Origin of the sequence: Shewanella sp. 1CM18E (assembly GCF_023161665.1) — a bacterium.
In the GTDB taxonomy this organism is placed as follows: domain Bacteria; phylum Pseudomonadota; class Gammaproteobacteria; order Enterobacterales; family Shewanellaceae; genus Shewanella.
On record NZ_JALNTW010000003.1, the window covers coordinates 352,206 to 367,187 of the forward strand.

General features: G+C 44.4%; 14 protein-coding genes. 4 read left to right on the forward strand and 10 right to left on the reverse strand.

The window, feature by feature from the left end; genetic code table 11:
* The first annotated feature begins 38 nt into the window (after nucleotides 1–38).
* Nucleotides 39–1,109, forward strand: coding sequence for a PQQ-dependent sugar dehydrogenase (locus MSG37_RS07060; protein ID WP_248469874.1), 1,071 nt, complete (start codon nucleotides 39–41; stop codon nucleotides 1,107–1,109).
* Between the two features lie 160 nt (nucleotides 1,110–1,269).
* Here the strand turns inward: MSG37_RS07060 and ppiC are convergent, their stop codons facing one another.
* Nucleotides 1,270–1,548, reverse strand: a complete 279-nt coding sequence (gene ppiC, locus MSG37_RS07065; protein WP_012156435.1) for a peptidylprolyl isomerase PpiC — start codon at nucleotides 1,546–1,548, stop codon at nucleotides 1,270–1,272.
* A gap of 171 nt (nucleotides 1,549–1,719) precedes the next feature.
* On the opposite strand from ppiC, the gene MSG37_RS07070 reads away from it, so the two are divergent.
* On the forward strand, nucleotides 1,720–2,499 hold the full coding sequence (locus tag MSG37_RS07070) for a CLCA_X family protein (protein ID WP_248469875.1): 780 nt from the start codon (nucleotides 1,720–1,722) through the stop codon (nucleotides 2,497–2,499).
* A 71-nt stretch (nucleotides 2,500–2,570) separates the two neighbouring features.
* On the opposite strand, the gene pyrC is transcribed toward MSG37_RS07070, so the two are convergent.
* Nucleotides 2,571–3,608 carry a dihydroorotase gene (pyrC, locus tag MSG37_RS07075; RefSeq protein WP_248469876.1) on the reverse strand — a complete coding sequence of 346 codons (1,038 nt, stop codon included), beginning with the start codon at nucleotides 3,606–3,608 and terminating at the stop codon, nucleotides 2,571–2,573.
* A gap of 198 nt (nucleotides 3,609–3,806) precedes the next feature.
* Between pyrC and MSG37_RS07080 the strand changes: the two genes are divergently transcribed.
* Nucleotides 3,807–4,520: a pseudouridine synthase gene (locus MSG37_RS07080; protein ID WP_248469877.1), complete on the forward strand. Its 714-nt coding sequence runs from the start codon at nucleotides 3,807–3,809 to the stop codon at nucleotides 4,518–4,520.
* Between the two features lie 77 nt (nucleotides 4,521–4,597).
* On the opposite strand, the gene MSG37_RS07085 is transcribed toward MSG37_RS07080, so the two are convergent.
* Entirely contained in the window at nucleotides 4,598–6,745 is a 2,148-nt protein-coding gene (locus MSG37_RS07085; protein ID WP_248469878.1) for a cation:dicarboxylase symporter family transporter, read from the reverse strand.
* Between the two features lie 164 nt (nucleotides 6,746–6,909).
* Nucleotides 6,910–7,824, reverse strand: a complete 915-nt coding sequence (locus MSG37_RS07090; RefSeq protein ID WP_248469879.1) for a LysR family transcriptional regulator — start codon at nucleotides 7,822–7,824, stop codon at nucleotides 6,910–6,912.
* Between the two features lie 194 nt (nucleotides 7,825–8,018).
* Here MSG37_RS07090 and MSG37_RS07095 point away from each other — a divergent pair, with 194 nt between their 5' ends.
* Nucleotides 8,019–8,543 (forward strand): NAD(P)H-dependent oxidoreductase, encoded by a 525-nt coding sequence (locus MSG37_RS07095; protein ID WP_248469880.1) that lies wholly within the window; start codon nucleotides 8,019–8,021, stop codon nucleotides 8,541–8,543.
* 82 nt (nucleotides 8,544–8,625) lie between these two features.
* Here the strand turns inward: MSG37_RS07095 and MSG37_RS21380 are convergent, their stop codons facing one another.
* The 6 genes from MSG37_RS21380 to azu form a co-directional block, all read right to left on the reverse strand.
* Nucleotides 8,626–10,104 carry a GGDEF domain-containing protein gene (locus MSG37_RS21380; RefSeq protein WP_248469881.1) on the reverse strand — a complete coding sequence of 493 codons (1,479 nt, stop codon included), beginning with the start codon at nucleotides 10,102–10,104 and terminating at the stop codon, nucleotides 8,626–8,628.
* A 337-nt stretch (nucleotides 10,105–10,441) separates the two neighbouring features.
* The gene (locus MSG37_RS07105; RefSeq protein ID WP_248469882.1) at nucleotides 10,442–10,717 is read right to left on the reverse strand and encodes a hypothetical protein; all 276 of its coding nucleotides are present in this window, start codon (nucleotides 10,715–10,717) and stop codon (nucleotides 10,442–10,444) included.
* Nucleotides 10,718–10,877: 160 nt separating this feature from the next.
* Nucleotides 10,878–11,702 carry an SAM-dependent methyltransferase gene (locus MSG37_RS07110; protein ID WP_248469883.1) on the reverse strand — a complete coding sequence of 275 codons (825 nt, stop codon included), beginning with the start codon at nucleotides 11,700–11,702 and terminating at the stop codon, nucleotides 10,878–10,880.
* A 106-nt stretch (nucleotides 11,703–11,808) separates the two neighbouring features.
* Nucleotides 11,809–12,387 (reverse strand): GNAT family N-acetyltransferase, encoded by a 579-nt coding sequence (locus MSG37_RS07115; RefSeq protein WP_248469884.1) that lies wholly within the window; start codon nucleotides 12,385–12,387, stop codon nucleotides 11,809–11,811.
* Between the two features lie 13 nt (nucleotides 12,388–12,400).
* Nucleotides 12,401–14,215 carry a hypothetical protein gene (locus MSG37_RS07120; RefSeq protein ID WP_248469885.1) on the reverse strand — a complete coding sequence of 605 codons (1,815 nt, stop codon included), beginning with the start codon at nucleotides 14,213–14,215 and terminating at the stop codon, nucleotides 12,401–12,403.
* A gap of 232 nt (nucleotides 14,216–14,447) precedes the next feature.
* A complete protein-coding gene (azu, locus tag MSG37_RS07125; RefSeq protein WP_248469886.1) occupies nucleotides 14,448–14,903 on the reverse strand; it encodes an azurin in 456 nt (151 codons plus the stop codon).
* Nucleotides 14,904–14,982 lie beyond the last annotated feature (79 nt).

Sequence of the window (14,982 nt, forward strand, 5' to 3'; positions counted from 1 at the left end):
ATAAGTAAAGAGTCAGTAAGGGAGGAAAGGTGATGATAATGACCAAGCGAATGAGCCTAATAGCACTAGGTATGTTACTAGTTGGCAGCGCTAACGCATTTGAGGCCGAAAAAGTGGCATCAGATCTGAAGATCCCCTGGGGGCTCGCTTATGTGGATGATAACACTATGCTGGTAAGCGAAAGGTCTGGGCTAATTAAGCAAGTGAACCTTAAAACTGGTAGCCAGCAAGTCATTGCCAAGCCAGATAATGTCTGGGCACAAGGGCAAGGCGGTTTACTCGATATTGCCATATCGCCTTTTGCAGCCAATACCCTTTACTTAACCTATAGCAAAGATATAGAAGGTGAGGGCGCGACAACGCTGGCATCAGCCACTTATCAAGATGGTGCGCTTGCCAATTGGCAAGACATATTTGTTTCAAACTCTCGCTCAGATACAGGTAGGCATTTTGGTAGCCGCATAGCCTTTGATGACAACAGTTTATATTTTTCCATTGGCGATCGTGGCGTACGCGACAATGGCCAAGATACACTTACCCATGCAGGTGCCATTTTACGCCTCAATCCAGATGGCGGCGTACCAAGTGATAATCCATTTATCGCTGACAACAAGGTTTTAGATGAGATCTGGAGCTATGGTCACCGTAACCCACAAGGCCTAGTTTATGATGCGCAAACTAAAAAACTATGGTCAATTGAGCACGGGCCGCGCGGTGGTGATGAAATTAACCTTATTAAAGCTGGTGCAAATTACGGTTGGCCAATTACTTCTCACGGCAAAGAATATTGGGGGCCGATCAGTGTCGGAGACGGCAAAGTCAAAGAAGGTATTGAGCCGCCAGTTAAAGTTTATATCCCGTCAATCGCACCGGGTAGCTTAGTCTTGTATCGCGGTGATAAATTCCCAGAGCTAAAAGGCAAGTTACTTGCTGGCGCATTAAAGCTAACTCACATTAATGTGGTCACTGTTTCTGATGCCGGAAAAGCCATTGATGAAGAAAGGATTATGGCTGAGTTAGGAGAACGTATTCGCGATATAGAGGTTACGCCAAAAGGTGATATCTATTTTAGTACTGACAGCGGTAATCTTTATAAGCTTAAACGTTAAAAAAGGTTCTAGATTTAGAGAAGGTTCTAGGCCCTAGTAAGAGCTAAGAGAGATATTAGGACCTAGGAAAAGCTAGGAAATAGCAAAGGTTGTGCTTTTTGCTTTTCCTAGCAGAGCGAAGCGTCCTAGGATCTAGGTCCTTCTTTTAAAGCGAAGCATCCTAAGTTCTATATAAAACTTTAATCACATGCCAGCCGAATTTAGTTTTGACTAAATGTGGCGTGATTAACTCACCCGTAAAACAAACCTTATCAAATTGCGGCACCATCTGACCTTTCTTAAATTCACCTAAACTGCCGCCTTTCTTGCCTGATGGACAAGTTGAGTGCTTTTTAGCAAGTACGTCGAACTTCGCGCCTTTATTCAGTTGCTTGATGATGTCTTCAGCAAGTGTTTGGTGCTTAACTAATATGTGTAATGCTGCTGCGGTGCGCGCCATGGTGGAGCCTAATATGCTTGAAACTAATTGCCAGCATTATAACGGTTATGGCTATTGGCAAGCTAGTCTAAGGGCTATTGATATCTAAATTAGCCATATAACTTTATAATCGAGGCTCTTGTATCGGTGTAAGCTGATTGACGATAATTTAAATAATTGAGGCGGGTTGAAGTGTTAAAAAGTAAAACCTATAGCCGCATCGGCCCCGACTACCGCTTTGACGAGCAAGTTAGCTTTGTTGATATCAAGCAGGTGTTTGGTCTTGGACATATACGCTTGGGCAAATGGGTTGAAAACGAAGAGCGAGATAAAGCTGCAAATCTGATTTTTGACTCATTAGCCGATTTAGCCTTTATTTTAAAACTACCACCCAAAGCACTGGGTTTGCGCGAAACCCTAAACCTTGCCTTTGGCAGTGGCGGTCAAAAAGGTGTGCAAGCCCATTATGCGCCGCATAAGCGTGAATTAGCTTTGGCCAAAAATGCTGGCGCGGGCGCGTTAGCCCATGAGTTTTGGCACGCGTTTGATCACTACATTGCGCCTAAATCTTACCGTACTTCGCCTAATGGTATCTCCTTTGCGAGTCATAGCTGGTTAGCCGATGTAAAACCAATTAAGCATCCATTAAATCAGCGCTTAGAGCGAGTTTTTGAAGTGGCATTGCTCAATGAAAACGGTGAAGATGGCCATGATTATGTCAACCGAGCAATCGCGTTGGATAAACAACATAACAGCCAATACTTTTCGCGGCCAACTGAACTAATGGCGCGGGCGTTTGAGTCGTGTATCGAGTCTTATAGCGATATCACTAACCCTTATTTAGTTGATGAAACCTTAAAGTCACCACTATTTGATGCTGGCGGATACCCAACACTTGAGCATAGAGAGCAGATCTTCGAGGCCTTGATAAACTATTTTGAGCCTCTTGGCGATGCACTTGGACGCGAGTAATAAATAGTTAGTTTAAGCCATTAAAAAAGCCCTCATGTGCGGGCTTTTTAGTTAATGCAGGTCTTCAACGCTTAAGCTGTTTTTACTTTCCAGTTTACTTCTTCACCGGCAAAGAAAGGCACAATTGGGCTACCGTTTGGCAAGATGATCTCGCTCGGTACTGTCCATTTTTCTTTTACTAGGGTTACTGTGCTGGTGTTGCGCGGCAGGCCGTAAAAATCAGGGCCGTGCTTGCTGGCAAAGCCTTCAAGCTTATCTAATGCGCCTAAGTCATCAAATACCTGTGCGTAAAGCTCTAGTGCACTCCATGCGCTGTAACAACCGGCACAACCACAAGCTGACTCTTTACGGTGCTTCTCGTGCGGCGCTGAATCTGTCCCTAAGAAGAACTTACTTGAACCCGTTGCTACTACTGCACGCAGTGCTTCTTGGTGAGTGCTGCGTTTAAGCACAGGCAAACAGAAGTTATGTGGGCGTACGCCACCGACTAACAAATCATTACGGTTAAGTAGCAAATGCTGTGGGGTAATAGTTGCTGCCACGTTGTCAGCGGCTTCCATAACAAAGTCAGCCGCATCTTTAGTGGTGATATGCTCAAATACCACTTTCAACGTTGGGAAAGACGCCACAATACGTGCTAGGTAGCGTTCAATAAACATAGCTTCGCGGTCGAAAATATCGATGTGAGATTCAGTCACCTCACCGTGAACCAATAGCAACATACCGTGCTTAGCCATGGCTTCAAAAACAGGGAATAGCGAATCTAGCGCTTTAACTGCTGCATCAGAGTTAGTTGTTGCACCCGCTGGGTAAAGCTTAGCAGCAACAACGCCAGCCGCTTTAGCATCAATGATGTCTTGCTCTGTGGTGTTGTTGGTTAAGAAAATTGTCATTAGCGGTTCAAAAGTCGAACCTGCTGGGCGCGCCGCTAAAATACGCTCACGATACTCGGTTACCATTTTGGCATCGGTAACAGGTGGTAATAGGTTTGGCATTACGATTGCGCGTTGAAACAAGCGTGCCGTTGCTGGAACGGTTTCTTGTAGCATATCGCCATCGCGAAAATGAAGGTGCCAATCGTCAGGAGTAAGTAGGGTGATTTGCGTCATTGTAGGTTCCTAAGCGTTTACGACAAAATACGTCAGCTTTTTTATAAGCTTTTACTTAGGGCGCTATTGTGCCTGAAATCGCCGGCGCTTAATAGCTGAAGATGCATAAGACACAATATATCAACGCCTAACAATACCATTTATGTTATTTTGCGGATTGTAACCGCCCATTGATAGTTATAAGTAGTTAAAAGAGACATGCGTTTAGACAAATTTATCTGTAAAAGCACAGCACTTAATCGTGCCCAGGCGAGTGAGTGTATCCAAGCGGGGCAAATCAGCGTCAATGGCAATACGGTTACCGATGTGGGCTTTCAAGTGCATGAAAGTAATTGTATAACGCTAGACGGACAAAAGCTGTTTGCGCGGCCGTCGCGTTACATCATGCTGCATAAACCTATGCATACCTTAAGCTCTAACGTGGATGGCGATTACCCCAGTTTGTTTAACTGCATTGAGCTTGATCGGGTTGAAGACTTGCATATAGTCGGCAGGCTCGATGCCGATACCACAGGCTTAGTGCTGTTGACTGACGATGGTCGTTGGTCATTTGATATTATTCGCCCCGACAAACTGTGTGAAAAAACCTACCGAGTAACGCTACGTGACCCAATCACCGCTGATAACTCGACTGAAGTCATTGCAAGATTTGCCCAAGGCTTGCAACTACAAAACGAAAAGGCATTAACCCTGCCAGCTAAGCTTGAATTCGTTACACCGACAGAGGCGTTATTAACCATCACCGAAGGCAAATATCACCAAGTTAAGCGCATGTTCGCCGCGATTGGTAACAGAGTTAATGGTTTGCACCGCGAGCAAATCGGCGCGTTAAAGCTTGATGTTGCAGTGGGGCAGTGGCGTTATCTGACGTCTGATGAAGTGATGCTGCTGGCAACGCCCACACCAACTTAAGTATCTCCATGACAATAAACAACGCCCGCTAATAAGCGGGCGTTTTGCTAGTAGAGCAATCGATGAGTAGATAAGGCTTAATCAACCCAGTGCAGCACATTGCGGATAATCGACCAGCGCGGCTCAACTTTCTCAGCGCCTTTACCTAGCATCCAATAATCGTAAATCTGCTCTTGAGTGCCATCGACTTTGCGCAGGCGCTGCCAGTTATTGATGTAGTTAAGTAGCGATTGGTTCGATTGCGCTACCGCGTAAGCCACAGGGTAATGTGATTTGTTTTCCAGCAGCGCAATACCGTAACCCGGGAAGAACAAGGTCCATGCCGAGCCCGCTTGAGCGCTAATCACTACCGCATCGTACTTATGCTTTTTCTGTCTGAAAAAGTCTTTATAGCCCTCGATTTTGACAAACTTAATGTTTGGCGCCATCTTCTTCGCATCTTCAATCGCATCACTATGTTCAACATAGGCAACGGTCATGCCCTGCATCTGTTTGATCTTGTCGTTACTCTTAAAATCGTTAACTAAGTGGTCGCTAGTCGCGATGGCAATATTGAGTTCAAGCACTGGATTGGCATAACTTAATGCATCCATTTGCTCAATATCCATTGCAAGACCCGACATAGCAATATCAAAGAATCCCGCCTTGAGCGATGCGGCTAATTTATCTTTTTTAAACGGAATAAACTCAATTTTAACTTTTAAATCTTCGGCCAGCTTATTGGCCATTGCCGTGTCAAAGCCTACTAACTGACCAGCATTGTTATAGTAACTAAAGGGCACGTTACTCGGTATGTAACCCACTCTCAATGTACCAGCATCACGAATATCTTGTACGCTACGAATAGGAGTTGCTGGCGTTTGGCCTATAACTGGGAACTGCCTTTTTACCTTAGTTGGCACTTTGTCAGCCACTTGCATATTGGCTATCACGCCACTGGTGATCTCCGGACTATGGATAAACATGCCCATTCCCACGCGGCAAACAAGTAAAGTGACCACTACGCTAGCGCCAATGCCTATGCCCATTTTAAGCAGTTGCGGCGGGCGCAGTTTGAGTGACTTTTGAAACAGTGACGCTGTCAGTAGGGTAAGTACAAATAGATTCATCACTGCGGCAATAGAGTTAAACTTACCGGTAATAAAGCCCGACATCACAAATAGTTGGAATAGATCCGCGGGCAGTTTTACCAAGTCCAACATAAATGGAATCGCCACATACACACTGCCAAATAGTGCCAACAGGCCACTAATTGATAGCGACGGAATACTGCTAATATCCACCGGCGTGCCGTTAAACCAGCCAGCAAAATACACAAATAGAATAACCGTAAGTTTGCCAATATTCGGGAAGGTAAAGGCAATGGGCACTAAGATTTCAATCAAGGTGGCGCCATCTTCACACAGGTTGTCGTGCTCGCGCATCACTTGCTTACACTCTTCAACAATTACTGGAATAACAATAAAAATGTTACCGGTGGCAAAGGCGGTCACTAAGCTAGACTTTGAAATGCGTAGCGCTTGAGCGAAGGTAATTGGGGTGAGCGAGGCCACAATCCATGGCAATACCCAAAAAGTCAGCAGCAAACACAGCACAAAATAACTGATTAAATATACCTGCATGCTGGCAAATTCATCGACTCCCATAGTGCCTGCAGCAGAGGCTGACATAGCAAAAATACCAATAGGTAGAATTTTAACTAGGCCCTGAGTAATACGAGAAAAAATCTCCGAGCTGGTGTGCATAAAGGTCAGTATTTGCTGTTTATGCTCACCTTGCATGCCAATAAGGGCAAGCCCCATGGCGATACTAAACACTACCATAGCGGGCACGTAACCGTCGGCCATCGACTCAAACGGATTAGAGGGAATATACAGTTTAAAGTAATCGATGGGCGTAACAGGTTCTATGCTACTGGTACTAAAGAAAGACGCGGATTCGATGATCGGGAACGACAGTGGCACCAGTGCAATCATTACAATCGCCAGCAACCAAAGCAATAACATGATTAAGCCTGCTCGGCTAAAAATCAGTTTTGCGGTGCTTTTTTGTAGCTTACCAATACCGCCAACTAGCGACACCACAATATAAGGCAGAACCGTCATCTGCATCAGCAAAATAACGCTGGTGCCAATGGTGCCCATCCAGCCAACAGATTCACCAAAAAACAAGCCAACGCCAAAACCAACAAACATGGCAACTAACATCTGGGTTGAGCTGGTCATCGCGAGGACTTTTTTAAGCACAGGTTCCATCCTAAATTATTGTTTTTGTCTAAATGCGCAGGCTTGTGGCTAGCAGTGAGTAACTTAAAAATAAACATGACTCGCATTTATTATAGGTTTGCTAACCATTAACTTTAAAGTGATATCGTTAAAAATACTGCATATTATTTAACAGGTTGTATTTCTCCTAGTCGCTCAGCGGCTAAATCAATAAAGGCCCTGACTTTTGGCGACAAGTGCTTACGGCTTGGATAAACCACGTAAACGTCGATTTCGGTATTGGGGCAGCTCTCAAACAGTATTTCTAAGCGATTATCATTAAGTGCCTCTTGCATGTAAAAGCTGGGTAGGCGGGCAATGCCGTGGCCAGCTAACACCATAGCCAATTGCATATCGCCGTTATTGCAGAGAATTTTTTGGCGTATATCGACAAAAAACGGCTTGCCGTCAGTATCAACATAGTCCCAACGGCTAGGCTGTTTTAAGTTGGAATAGCAAATGCCGTTGTGAGTGGCTAGCTCTCTTGGGTGATGTGGCTTACCGTGGCGCGAAATATACTCTTTCGAGGCGACCGTATATGCCTTGCTGCTGTATATTTTACGGCAAATAAGGCTCGACTCTTCGAGCTGGGCTGAGGCACGTATCGCTAAGTCATAGCCATCGGCAATCACATCAGTGCGTTGATCGCTAAGTTCAAGCTCTAAGCTAACATTGGGATAACGCTTAATGTATTCAGAAATAATATCCTGCAGATGGTTTTGGGCAAAGCCCACCGGACAACTGAGCTTTAACACCCCCTTAGGGCTAACATTGTCTTGGGTGATTAAGCCTACCGCCAGTTCAGCGTCGCTAATAAGTTGCAAGCACTGTTGATAATAGGCCTCGCCCTCAGGGGTTAAGCCTATCGAGCGGGTAGTACGGTTAAGTAAACGCACGCCAAGGCGAGTTTCCAGTTTATTGACCTCTTTACTTACATAAGAGGTGGAGTGGCCTAAGGCTTCTGCTGCTGCCGAGAAACCGCCGCTTTTCACCACTTGTGCAAAAATCACTATGCCATCAAACAGTTTATTTATTGTCACCAATGCCGCCTATTAACAGTTATATGGAAATAGTTATTATCTTTTTAGGTTATTAATCTTTATTCGTCACTAATATACACTGCTCTACATCGGGTTGTCGCTCAAAAGTTAATCTTTAGCTTGCAGCAGAGTACGGCAATTGAACCTAATATCTTTGCAGGCTTTACCTGTAATAACTGTATAGAGAGCACATTATGAAACTATTAGCCTTTGCAGCCAGCAGCAGTACTAAATCAATTAACAAGCAACTTGCCGCTTATGCTGCGTCACAAGTTGCCGGAGCAGACGTTGAAATCCTCGATATCAACGATTACGAAATGCCTCTCTTTAGCCAAGACCGCGAAGAAGAGTTAGGCCAGCCTGAGCAAGCACAAAAGTTTTTTGCCAAGTTGGGTGAAGCAGACGCCATTATTATCTCGTTTGCCGAGCATAACGGCTCATACACGGCGGCTTACAAGAACTTGTTTGACTGGACATCACGTATCGACATGAAAGTGTTCCAAAACAAGCCAATGGTATTGCTAGCTACTTCACCAGGCCCTGGCGGCGCAGCAACAGTATTAACTGCAGCTGCTGGTTCAGCGCCATATTTTGCGGCCGATGTTAAAGCGACCCTGTCTATTCCAAGCTTTTTCGATAACTTCGATATGGAAGCACAAGCGCTACGTAACCCAGAGTTACAATCAGCACTGCTTGAAGCACTAAGCAATTTGAAATAGCGCTAAAGCGTTAAGCAAAAAATAAGCCTGACATCATGTCAGGCTTATTGTTTTATCAGCAGTTTCCGTCTTAGGGTAAGCGTTATACTCTTGCCTCAGTGGTTTGGCTGCCCATGGCACTGTTAGCCTGTTTATTGCGTTTAAATTCAGCAATACCATCTGAGAATATGGTCACTCGATTACGGCCGGTTTTTTTCGATACATACATAGCATGGTCACTGTCGGCTATCATTTTATCTAGGTTTGTTCCCGACAAGCTAAAGTCTGTTACTCCAAAGCTGGCGCTAATCGCAAACTCAAAGCCCGAACCGTTACTGTCGATAGCGGCAATTAACTTACGGTACTCTTCTGCCAATTGCGCGGCGGTATTAACGTCACAACTGGGTAAGAAAATACAAAACTCTTCGCCGCCTAGGCGGGCAAACAGGTCGCTTTTGCGGCTGTGGGCTTGGCAGACTTGAGCGACTTGTTTTAACACCCAATCACCGGTGGCATGGCCGTAGGTGTCATTAATGCTTTTAAACTTATCTAAATCAAACAAAATGCAACTGGCGGCTTGTTGATTCTTGCTGCAGTAGTCAATGGCATTTAATGCCTGTTGGGTAAAGTGGCCGCGGTTATGTACCTTAGTCAGTGCATCATACTCCGCCAGCAATTTTAAGCGCTTTTGAGTGGTACGTGATTTATACACCATGCCAGCCAATAGCAGTATCGACACCGTCAGCAGTGAAATAAACAAGCGGTTATTTTCGGTTTCACTGCGGCTGAGTTTTTGCTCCAAGCGCAGTAAACGGTTTTGGTCATCCAGTAGCTTTATCTGGTTTTTTTGCTCTGTAGCCTGATGCTGCGCAAGCTGAAATGCTAAATGCTTGGTTTTAACTTCATCTAAATAGGCTTTATCGGCTGCGGCGTACTCTTGATGATATGCCAAGGCTTGCTGGTGCTCACCACGAGATTCAGCAATTTGAAATAGAATGTTATAAGCGGTGACTGACGGTTTATTTGAGCCAATACCCTTAGACTGTTCGAGTGTTTTTAACGCATAGCTTTCTGATTCAGGCTGGTTACTATTCTTATGGTGAGCATGGGCTAATAATGAATAGTAACGAGCTAGAGCTGGCGCGTATTTTGTGGCTGTTAATGATTCAAGCTGCTTTTCTAGCGTGGCTATCGCTTGTAGTGGTTGGTTGTTATCTAAATATAGTTCAGCTAAATAGCTATAAATGGCGCTTTCCATCACCACTTCGTTGCTCTGCTGGCAGGCTTGCAAGCCTTGGGCTATTTGCGGTGAGTCTTCACTGAGCTGGCCCAGTTTAAATTGGGATTCTAAGGCGAGCTGTTTAGCAAAACATAGTGTTCGTTTGTCGTCAGTTAACTTGTCTAATTTTTGGGCGTAGCTTAAACCTAATTTATATTGTCCCAGTTGGTTATAAAAAATTGCGGCAATAGCAAACGCTCTTTCATTTAGGCTGTTATCTGCAATCGTAGGTAAACTATTTAATGCGCTAGAGAGATGAGATAATCCATCAGGCCAATTTTTTGATATAGCATATGTATTCACTATTGAGAGGTTTGCTTTTAGCTTTATTTGCTCGCCAGCTTCAGAGTTTAAAAGCTGTTTATAAATCTTTAGAGCTTCATTGAATTGCCCCTTGAAAGATAAGCTGTATGCTCTTAAATATTTTAAATGGTATTTCTGCTGCTTAGACATATGTTGCTCATGTCTGTTCAGCTCCTCAATCACCTCAATAAACTTTAACGGATTCTGGCTTCTAACTTCATTCGCTTCAGTAAATAATCGTGAGAGTTCATCGTCAGGAATAGCCCAGCAATGGCTAACAAATAGATAGCTAACGAGACAAATAAATTTGCCTCGCTTTATTATATTGCTAATAGCATTAAGCATTCGCAATAAGCTTTACTTCATCAGCATCTTCTGCTGGTGACTCTTCTGATTCATCTTGTTTAGGCTCATCTTCAGCTGGAAAGAAAACGCAATATATATCAGGGCAAATATCTAATTCTTTTTTTAATTCAATCAGCTCATTTTTACTAAGGCTTTGTTTTGTTCTTTCATCTAAATTGCTTTCATTGATAGCAATTTGCTGTTGTTCAAAGCTTTGCAGACTTGCATCTTGGCCCATACGTTCCAGCAGTTGAATGATGTTTGACATACTATTTCCTTGTTGATTGTCGTTTATGGTTTTCTATTTTCTCTTTCTTCTTTCTTCTTTCTTCTTTCTTAGGAAGGACTTACCAGCTTACGGAAACCTACCTTTTAGCTTTTGTTAATCCGTTTCTTTATCTACTTCTTTATCAACTTGTTGATTTAATTCATTCACTATTTGCTTCAGCTAGCACATCATTTTGCTCAGCTAGCAGTTGGGCTTCTATTTGCGCTAGGCGGTCTAATACCGCTTGGTTAGGCTGCATCTTTTGGCTGGGCGGAATTACCAGAGTGGTGTGCATGTAAATATCAGCATCGGCCAGTTCTGCTAGGGTGAGTGTTTGCTTACGTACTGTGTCTATGGGCAGTACGGCGGCTTCATATAAAATCACCTGATGCTCAAGTGGGTAGTCTTTATTGAGAAGTTCAATCAGTACTTGGCGGTGCGCCGCACCCGTAGCAAACTTGGTTAGGCTTTTATCACCAGCAAGGCCGATTTGCCACAGCACTAGGTAACATGAGGGGTCAAAGCGGCGCTGGTAGAACATAAATTGGCTGGCTTCAAACTGCTGGCAACCATATTGGCCGGGATCTATGCCTAAATCAGCAATCAGGCAGTCTTCTGCCGATATGCCCGGTACCATGACAGCGTGAAAACCCTCAGCCTTGGCTATTTCGATTGATTTATGCGGCGCGTGGGCGAATACCCCGGGATGACCATAAAATGCACCGACGACTTTTTTGCCGGCGCGCACTTCGGTCATAATCGCATCGACCATTTCACGGTAGGTAATATGGCGAGATTTTCCTGGCTGATAAAAGCCTTGCAGTGAGCGCACGTCGGAGTGCATCTCTTGCAACCAGAGCTCAACGATGCCGTTAGACATGCCAGAAAATACCACATCGGCCTGTTCTATATAGCTTTTTGCTAACGGGCAAATATGTGCCCCTAAAGTCATTCCAATCCCAACACACGCTAAACTACCTGACATGGTTACCCTTTATTATTTTTATATATTTAACTGGCGCTCTAAAGCTCAAGGCTATGTATGTGTAGTGGCCTTTCAGAAAGAGAAGATAACAGCTTGTTGCGATATTTTAAATATTATGTTTCCAGCTGGGGTGGCTATTCGTTGAGTTTATGAATGCTGCAATAGCATGGTCACTTTGTTTATAGCAACTAGCTTGGCCTGTAGTTGGATCTAAGTTATTTATATCTATGCAGTAATTGAGTTTCTGGGCAATTCTTAAAATTGCTTTGTTCTCTGGTAGAAACATTGAATACATTTTATTGAGTTTTAGGTGTCGTAAGCCGTATTCAGTAAGCGCGCCAATTGACTCAAATGCTATGTGCTTTCTATAAGCATTAGGGATAAGCATTATTCCAAACTCTGCGTGTTGAGTGTTTTGTTTGTTTTTGCTGATGTTTTGTATGCCTAATACCTCACCTGTCTCTAGTTCTGAAATAACCCAAACCAATAGTAATGGTTTGGGCTTTTGAGTGAGTTTTAGTGTTGTGTAAAAGCATTTTTCTGCCTTTGTAGGGCTCAATGGTTGACTGATGTTTTTCATTACAATGGGATCGGTATACAAGGAGCAATACAAGTCTTTATCCCGTTCATCGAGTAAGCGCATGGATAGTCGTTCGGTTTGAAATTGATGTGCTGAGTTAGCCATGGTGTCTCTCTAATTAACGCTGTTTAGCAAAGTGGATCACGCCGGTTTGATGAGCGGAGCGGTCGAAAATCACGTAGTGATCATTCATTAGCGGTAAGCCAAGTAGCGACTGATTAGGCCAACCAGCCAGCTGTGACAATATCTTAAAGCAGGCCTTGCCCTTGGCTGGAGTGTTGGTTTGCCAGTAGTGCTCGGGCTTTATGTGAATGCTGACTTTTTCTGGGGAGTGTTGCTTGTTGTCACTGCTATGGTCACGACTATTTTTACGGCTATGGTCACAGCTATTTTCATTGGTATTTTTACTGGTATTGCCACTGCTGCTATGAGTGTGTTGGCTATGGTGGTTGCGCTCGCCGACAAAATGCAAGGTGAGCGTGGGCCATTCCTCAAGGTTTAACTGGCTCATGTCGATACCTTGATACTGCATGGCGATATCGCTAAAGGGCTTTATTAGTGCCGCAAATTTGGGGTTTAGCGCGCTGAAGTGTTCCACCATGGCGTTGTATAAGTGCTTGGTAAACACTATGCCTGAAACACCTGTGTCGATAATGGCGTTACTGCGACCACGCAGCTGTTTATTCATGCCTATGGCCGAGAGTAGGGCGTGGTCATGGCTTGCTTGGTTTTTTATGGGCTCAGAGCCTTTATTGTGCTCAAGGCTGTTATCTGGCTCAAGGCTGTTTGCAGGCTCAAGGCTGTCATCTCGCTCAGGGCTGTTATTTAGCTCAAGGCTGTCATCTCGCTCAAGGCTTTCATTTAGCTCAAGGCTGTTCTCTATCTCTTCGGTGAGTAGGCTGTCGATTTCGGCTTGGTCGCCGACTTGGATAGAGATGAGGTTTACGTTGTAATACTTGTCTTCTACCACAGAGATTGTGGTGAACTCGCCTTGATAAAGCTCGGTATGTTCTTCGCCGCCACCAATAATTAACCAGCCCTGATTGAGCGAGTCTTGGTTTAACTGTGCGAAGTGCGCTTGTTGTGCTGCCTTATCTGTTTTTTCAGCTTTATCAGCGCTCTTTTTTGCACTAAAGCTGGCTGCGCTAATATCGGTAGAAAAATGTACGCTTGAGCGGCGGCTGTAAAACGCAAACTTATTGGCGGTTAAACCATGCTGGGTGAGCTCAGTAAAGTAGGGGATAATATCTTGAGTGGGCTGCTGTTTTAAAAAGGCTTTAAACTGACGTAAATCGTGGCTGGTAAAGCGATTATCGCAATCTTGCTCAGAGTGAGCCGCCTTGTTTTCGACTTGGTTGGCATTTAAGTGGGCGTGATAATCATTACTGCAAATACTAATTTCTGTATCAAACGGCCAAGGGTAGGTGAGCGCTGGAGCGATTTGATATTTGTCGAAATAGTCTTTGAGATTGTAGCTTTTGTTTAATTGATGATAAGCAAGTCCAAGAATGCCGTCGGCGTGTAAAAATGTGCCCTCTTGTTTAATCGACGACACTATCGCCACCGGACAATCGTTAAGCACTATGGGCGCATGGGCATCTGGATTTGGCTCTAATTGATAACCGTCGCTTAGGTTGAAATCGATATCTTCTTCTCTGAGTCCGACTCGGGTATGCACTACAGGGCCGTCCCAGCCGCCCGCACCATATAACACTTCTTGAGCAAAGCTGGTGGCCACTAAGCTAGTGTCTTGCTCGTCATCATAATCACTGTCGCTCACCACTAAGGTGCTACTGCCCGTATCAATAATCAGATTTACCGGGGTTTTATTCGCGCCAAACCTAAGCTGGGCGCAATAACCTCCCATGGCGTAAACATTGGTAATGGGTACTTTTAAAGTGCGTGGAGTGATTAATGGTGTGTTATCTGACATTGATTGCGCCTGATTGTTATTGTTCTTAAAGCTTGCGAGTTAACGAGATAAAGCTGCTTTGATAGCGAAAATCACAATAGCAGAAATCGCCCTGCAGGTTAATTAATTGTTAATTGGTTGTGGAGGAGGTTTCACTTGAGTGTGCAGTTCAAGCTGAGGTAGGTTTTGCAGTTAAATGCTTGAGCGAGGTGCAAATCAAGTTGGGGGAGTATATTTGCACCTCGTTGGTTAACTATGAGGCAATGACAAACTTGCCTTGCATAATTGCCCAGTGACCAGGGAATGAGCAGAAGAAGCTGTACTCCTTGGCTGGATCGAGATCGGCAGTGCTAAAGGTGATGCTAGTACTTTCACCGCCACCAATTATATCGGTATGAGCCAGTACGCGTGGGTCATCGGCTTTGACATAGCTGTTTGCAGCGCCAGCTGCCATGCCTTCGTTAGCAACAGCTGACATATTGGCGGTTTCGGTTAACACCCAGTTATGGCCCATGGCACTTTTTGGCAATGTGCCTGTGTGGTGTAAGTTTAAGGTTACTTCAGTGCAGCCCGCTGGCAATGTTAGTTCCTTTTTGTCGAACTGCATTGCATCGGTAGCATTAATATCGAGTTGGCATGTGTTAGCGCTAGCAAAACTTGAAATACTGAGCAGCAGAGCCGCTGCGACAAATTTGATTAGGGTACGCATAGTTAACTTCTCATATAGTAAAAGATGTTAGCATCCTAAGGTAAAACCGATTAAATGAGAATGATAATCAATTGTAAAT

What these genes read in the sequence shown, in the direction of transcription:
- MSG37_RS07060 (WP_248469874.1), top strand. Translation starts at nt 39, where the DNA reads ATGACCAAGCGAATGAGCCTAATAGCACTAGGTATGTTACTAGTTGGC.
- ppiC (WP_012156435.1), bottom strand. Translation starts at nt 1,548, where the DNA reads ATGGCGCGCACCGCAGCAGCATTACACATATTAGTTAAGCACCAAACA.
- pyrC (WP_248469876.1), bottom strand. Translation starts at nt 3,608, where the DNA reads ATGACGCAAATCACCCTACTTACTCCTGACGATTGGCACCTTCATTTT.
- MSG37_RS07080 (WP_248469877.1), top strand. Translation starts at nt 3,807, where the DNA reads ATGCGTTTAGACAAATTTATCTGTAAAAGCACAGCACTTAATCGTGCC.
- MSG37_RS07085 (WP_248469878.1), bottom strand. Translation starts at nt 6,745, where the DNA reads ATGACCAGCTCAACCCAGATGTTAGTTGCCATGTTTGTTGGTTTTGGC.
- MSG37_RS07095 (WP_248469880.1), top strand. Translation starts at nt 8,019, where the DNA reads ATGAAACTATTAGCCTTTGCAGCCAGCAGCAGTACTAAATCAATTAAC.
- MSG37_RS07105 (WP_248469882.1), bottom strand. Translation starts at nt 10,717, where the DNA reads ATGTCAAACATCATTCAACTGCTGGAACGTATGGGCCAAGATGCAAGT.
- MSG37_RS07110 (WP_248469883.1), bottom strand. Translation starts at nt 11,702, where the DNA reads ATGTCAGGTAGTTTAGCGTGTGTTGGGATTGGAATGACTTTAGGGGCA.
- MSG37_RS07115 (WP_248469884.1), bottom strand. Translation starts at nt 12,387, where the DNA reads ATGGCTAACTCAGCACATCAATTTCAAACCGAACGACTATCCATGCGC.
- MSG37_RS07120 (WP_248469885.1), bottom strand. Translation starts at nt 14,215, where the DNA reads ATGTCAGATAACACACCATTAATCACTCCACGCACTTTAAAAGTACCC.
- azu (WP_248469886.1), bottom strand. Translation starts at nt 14,903, where the DNA reads ATGCGTACCCTAATCAAATTTGTCGCAGCGGCTCTGCTGCTCAGTATT.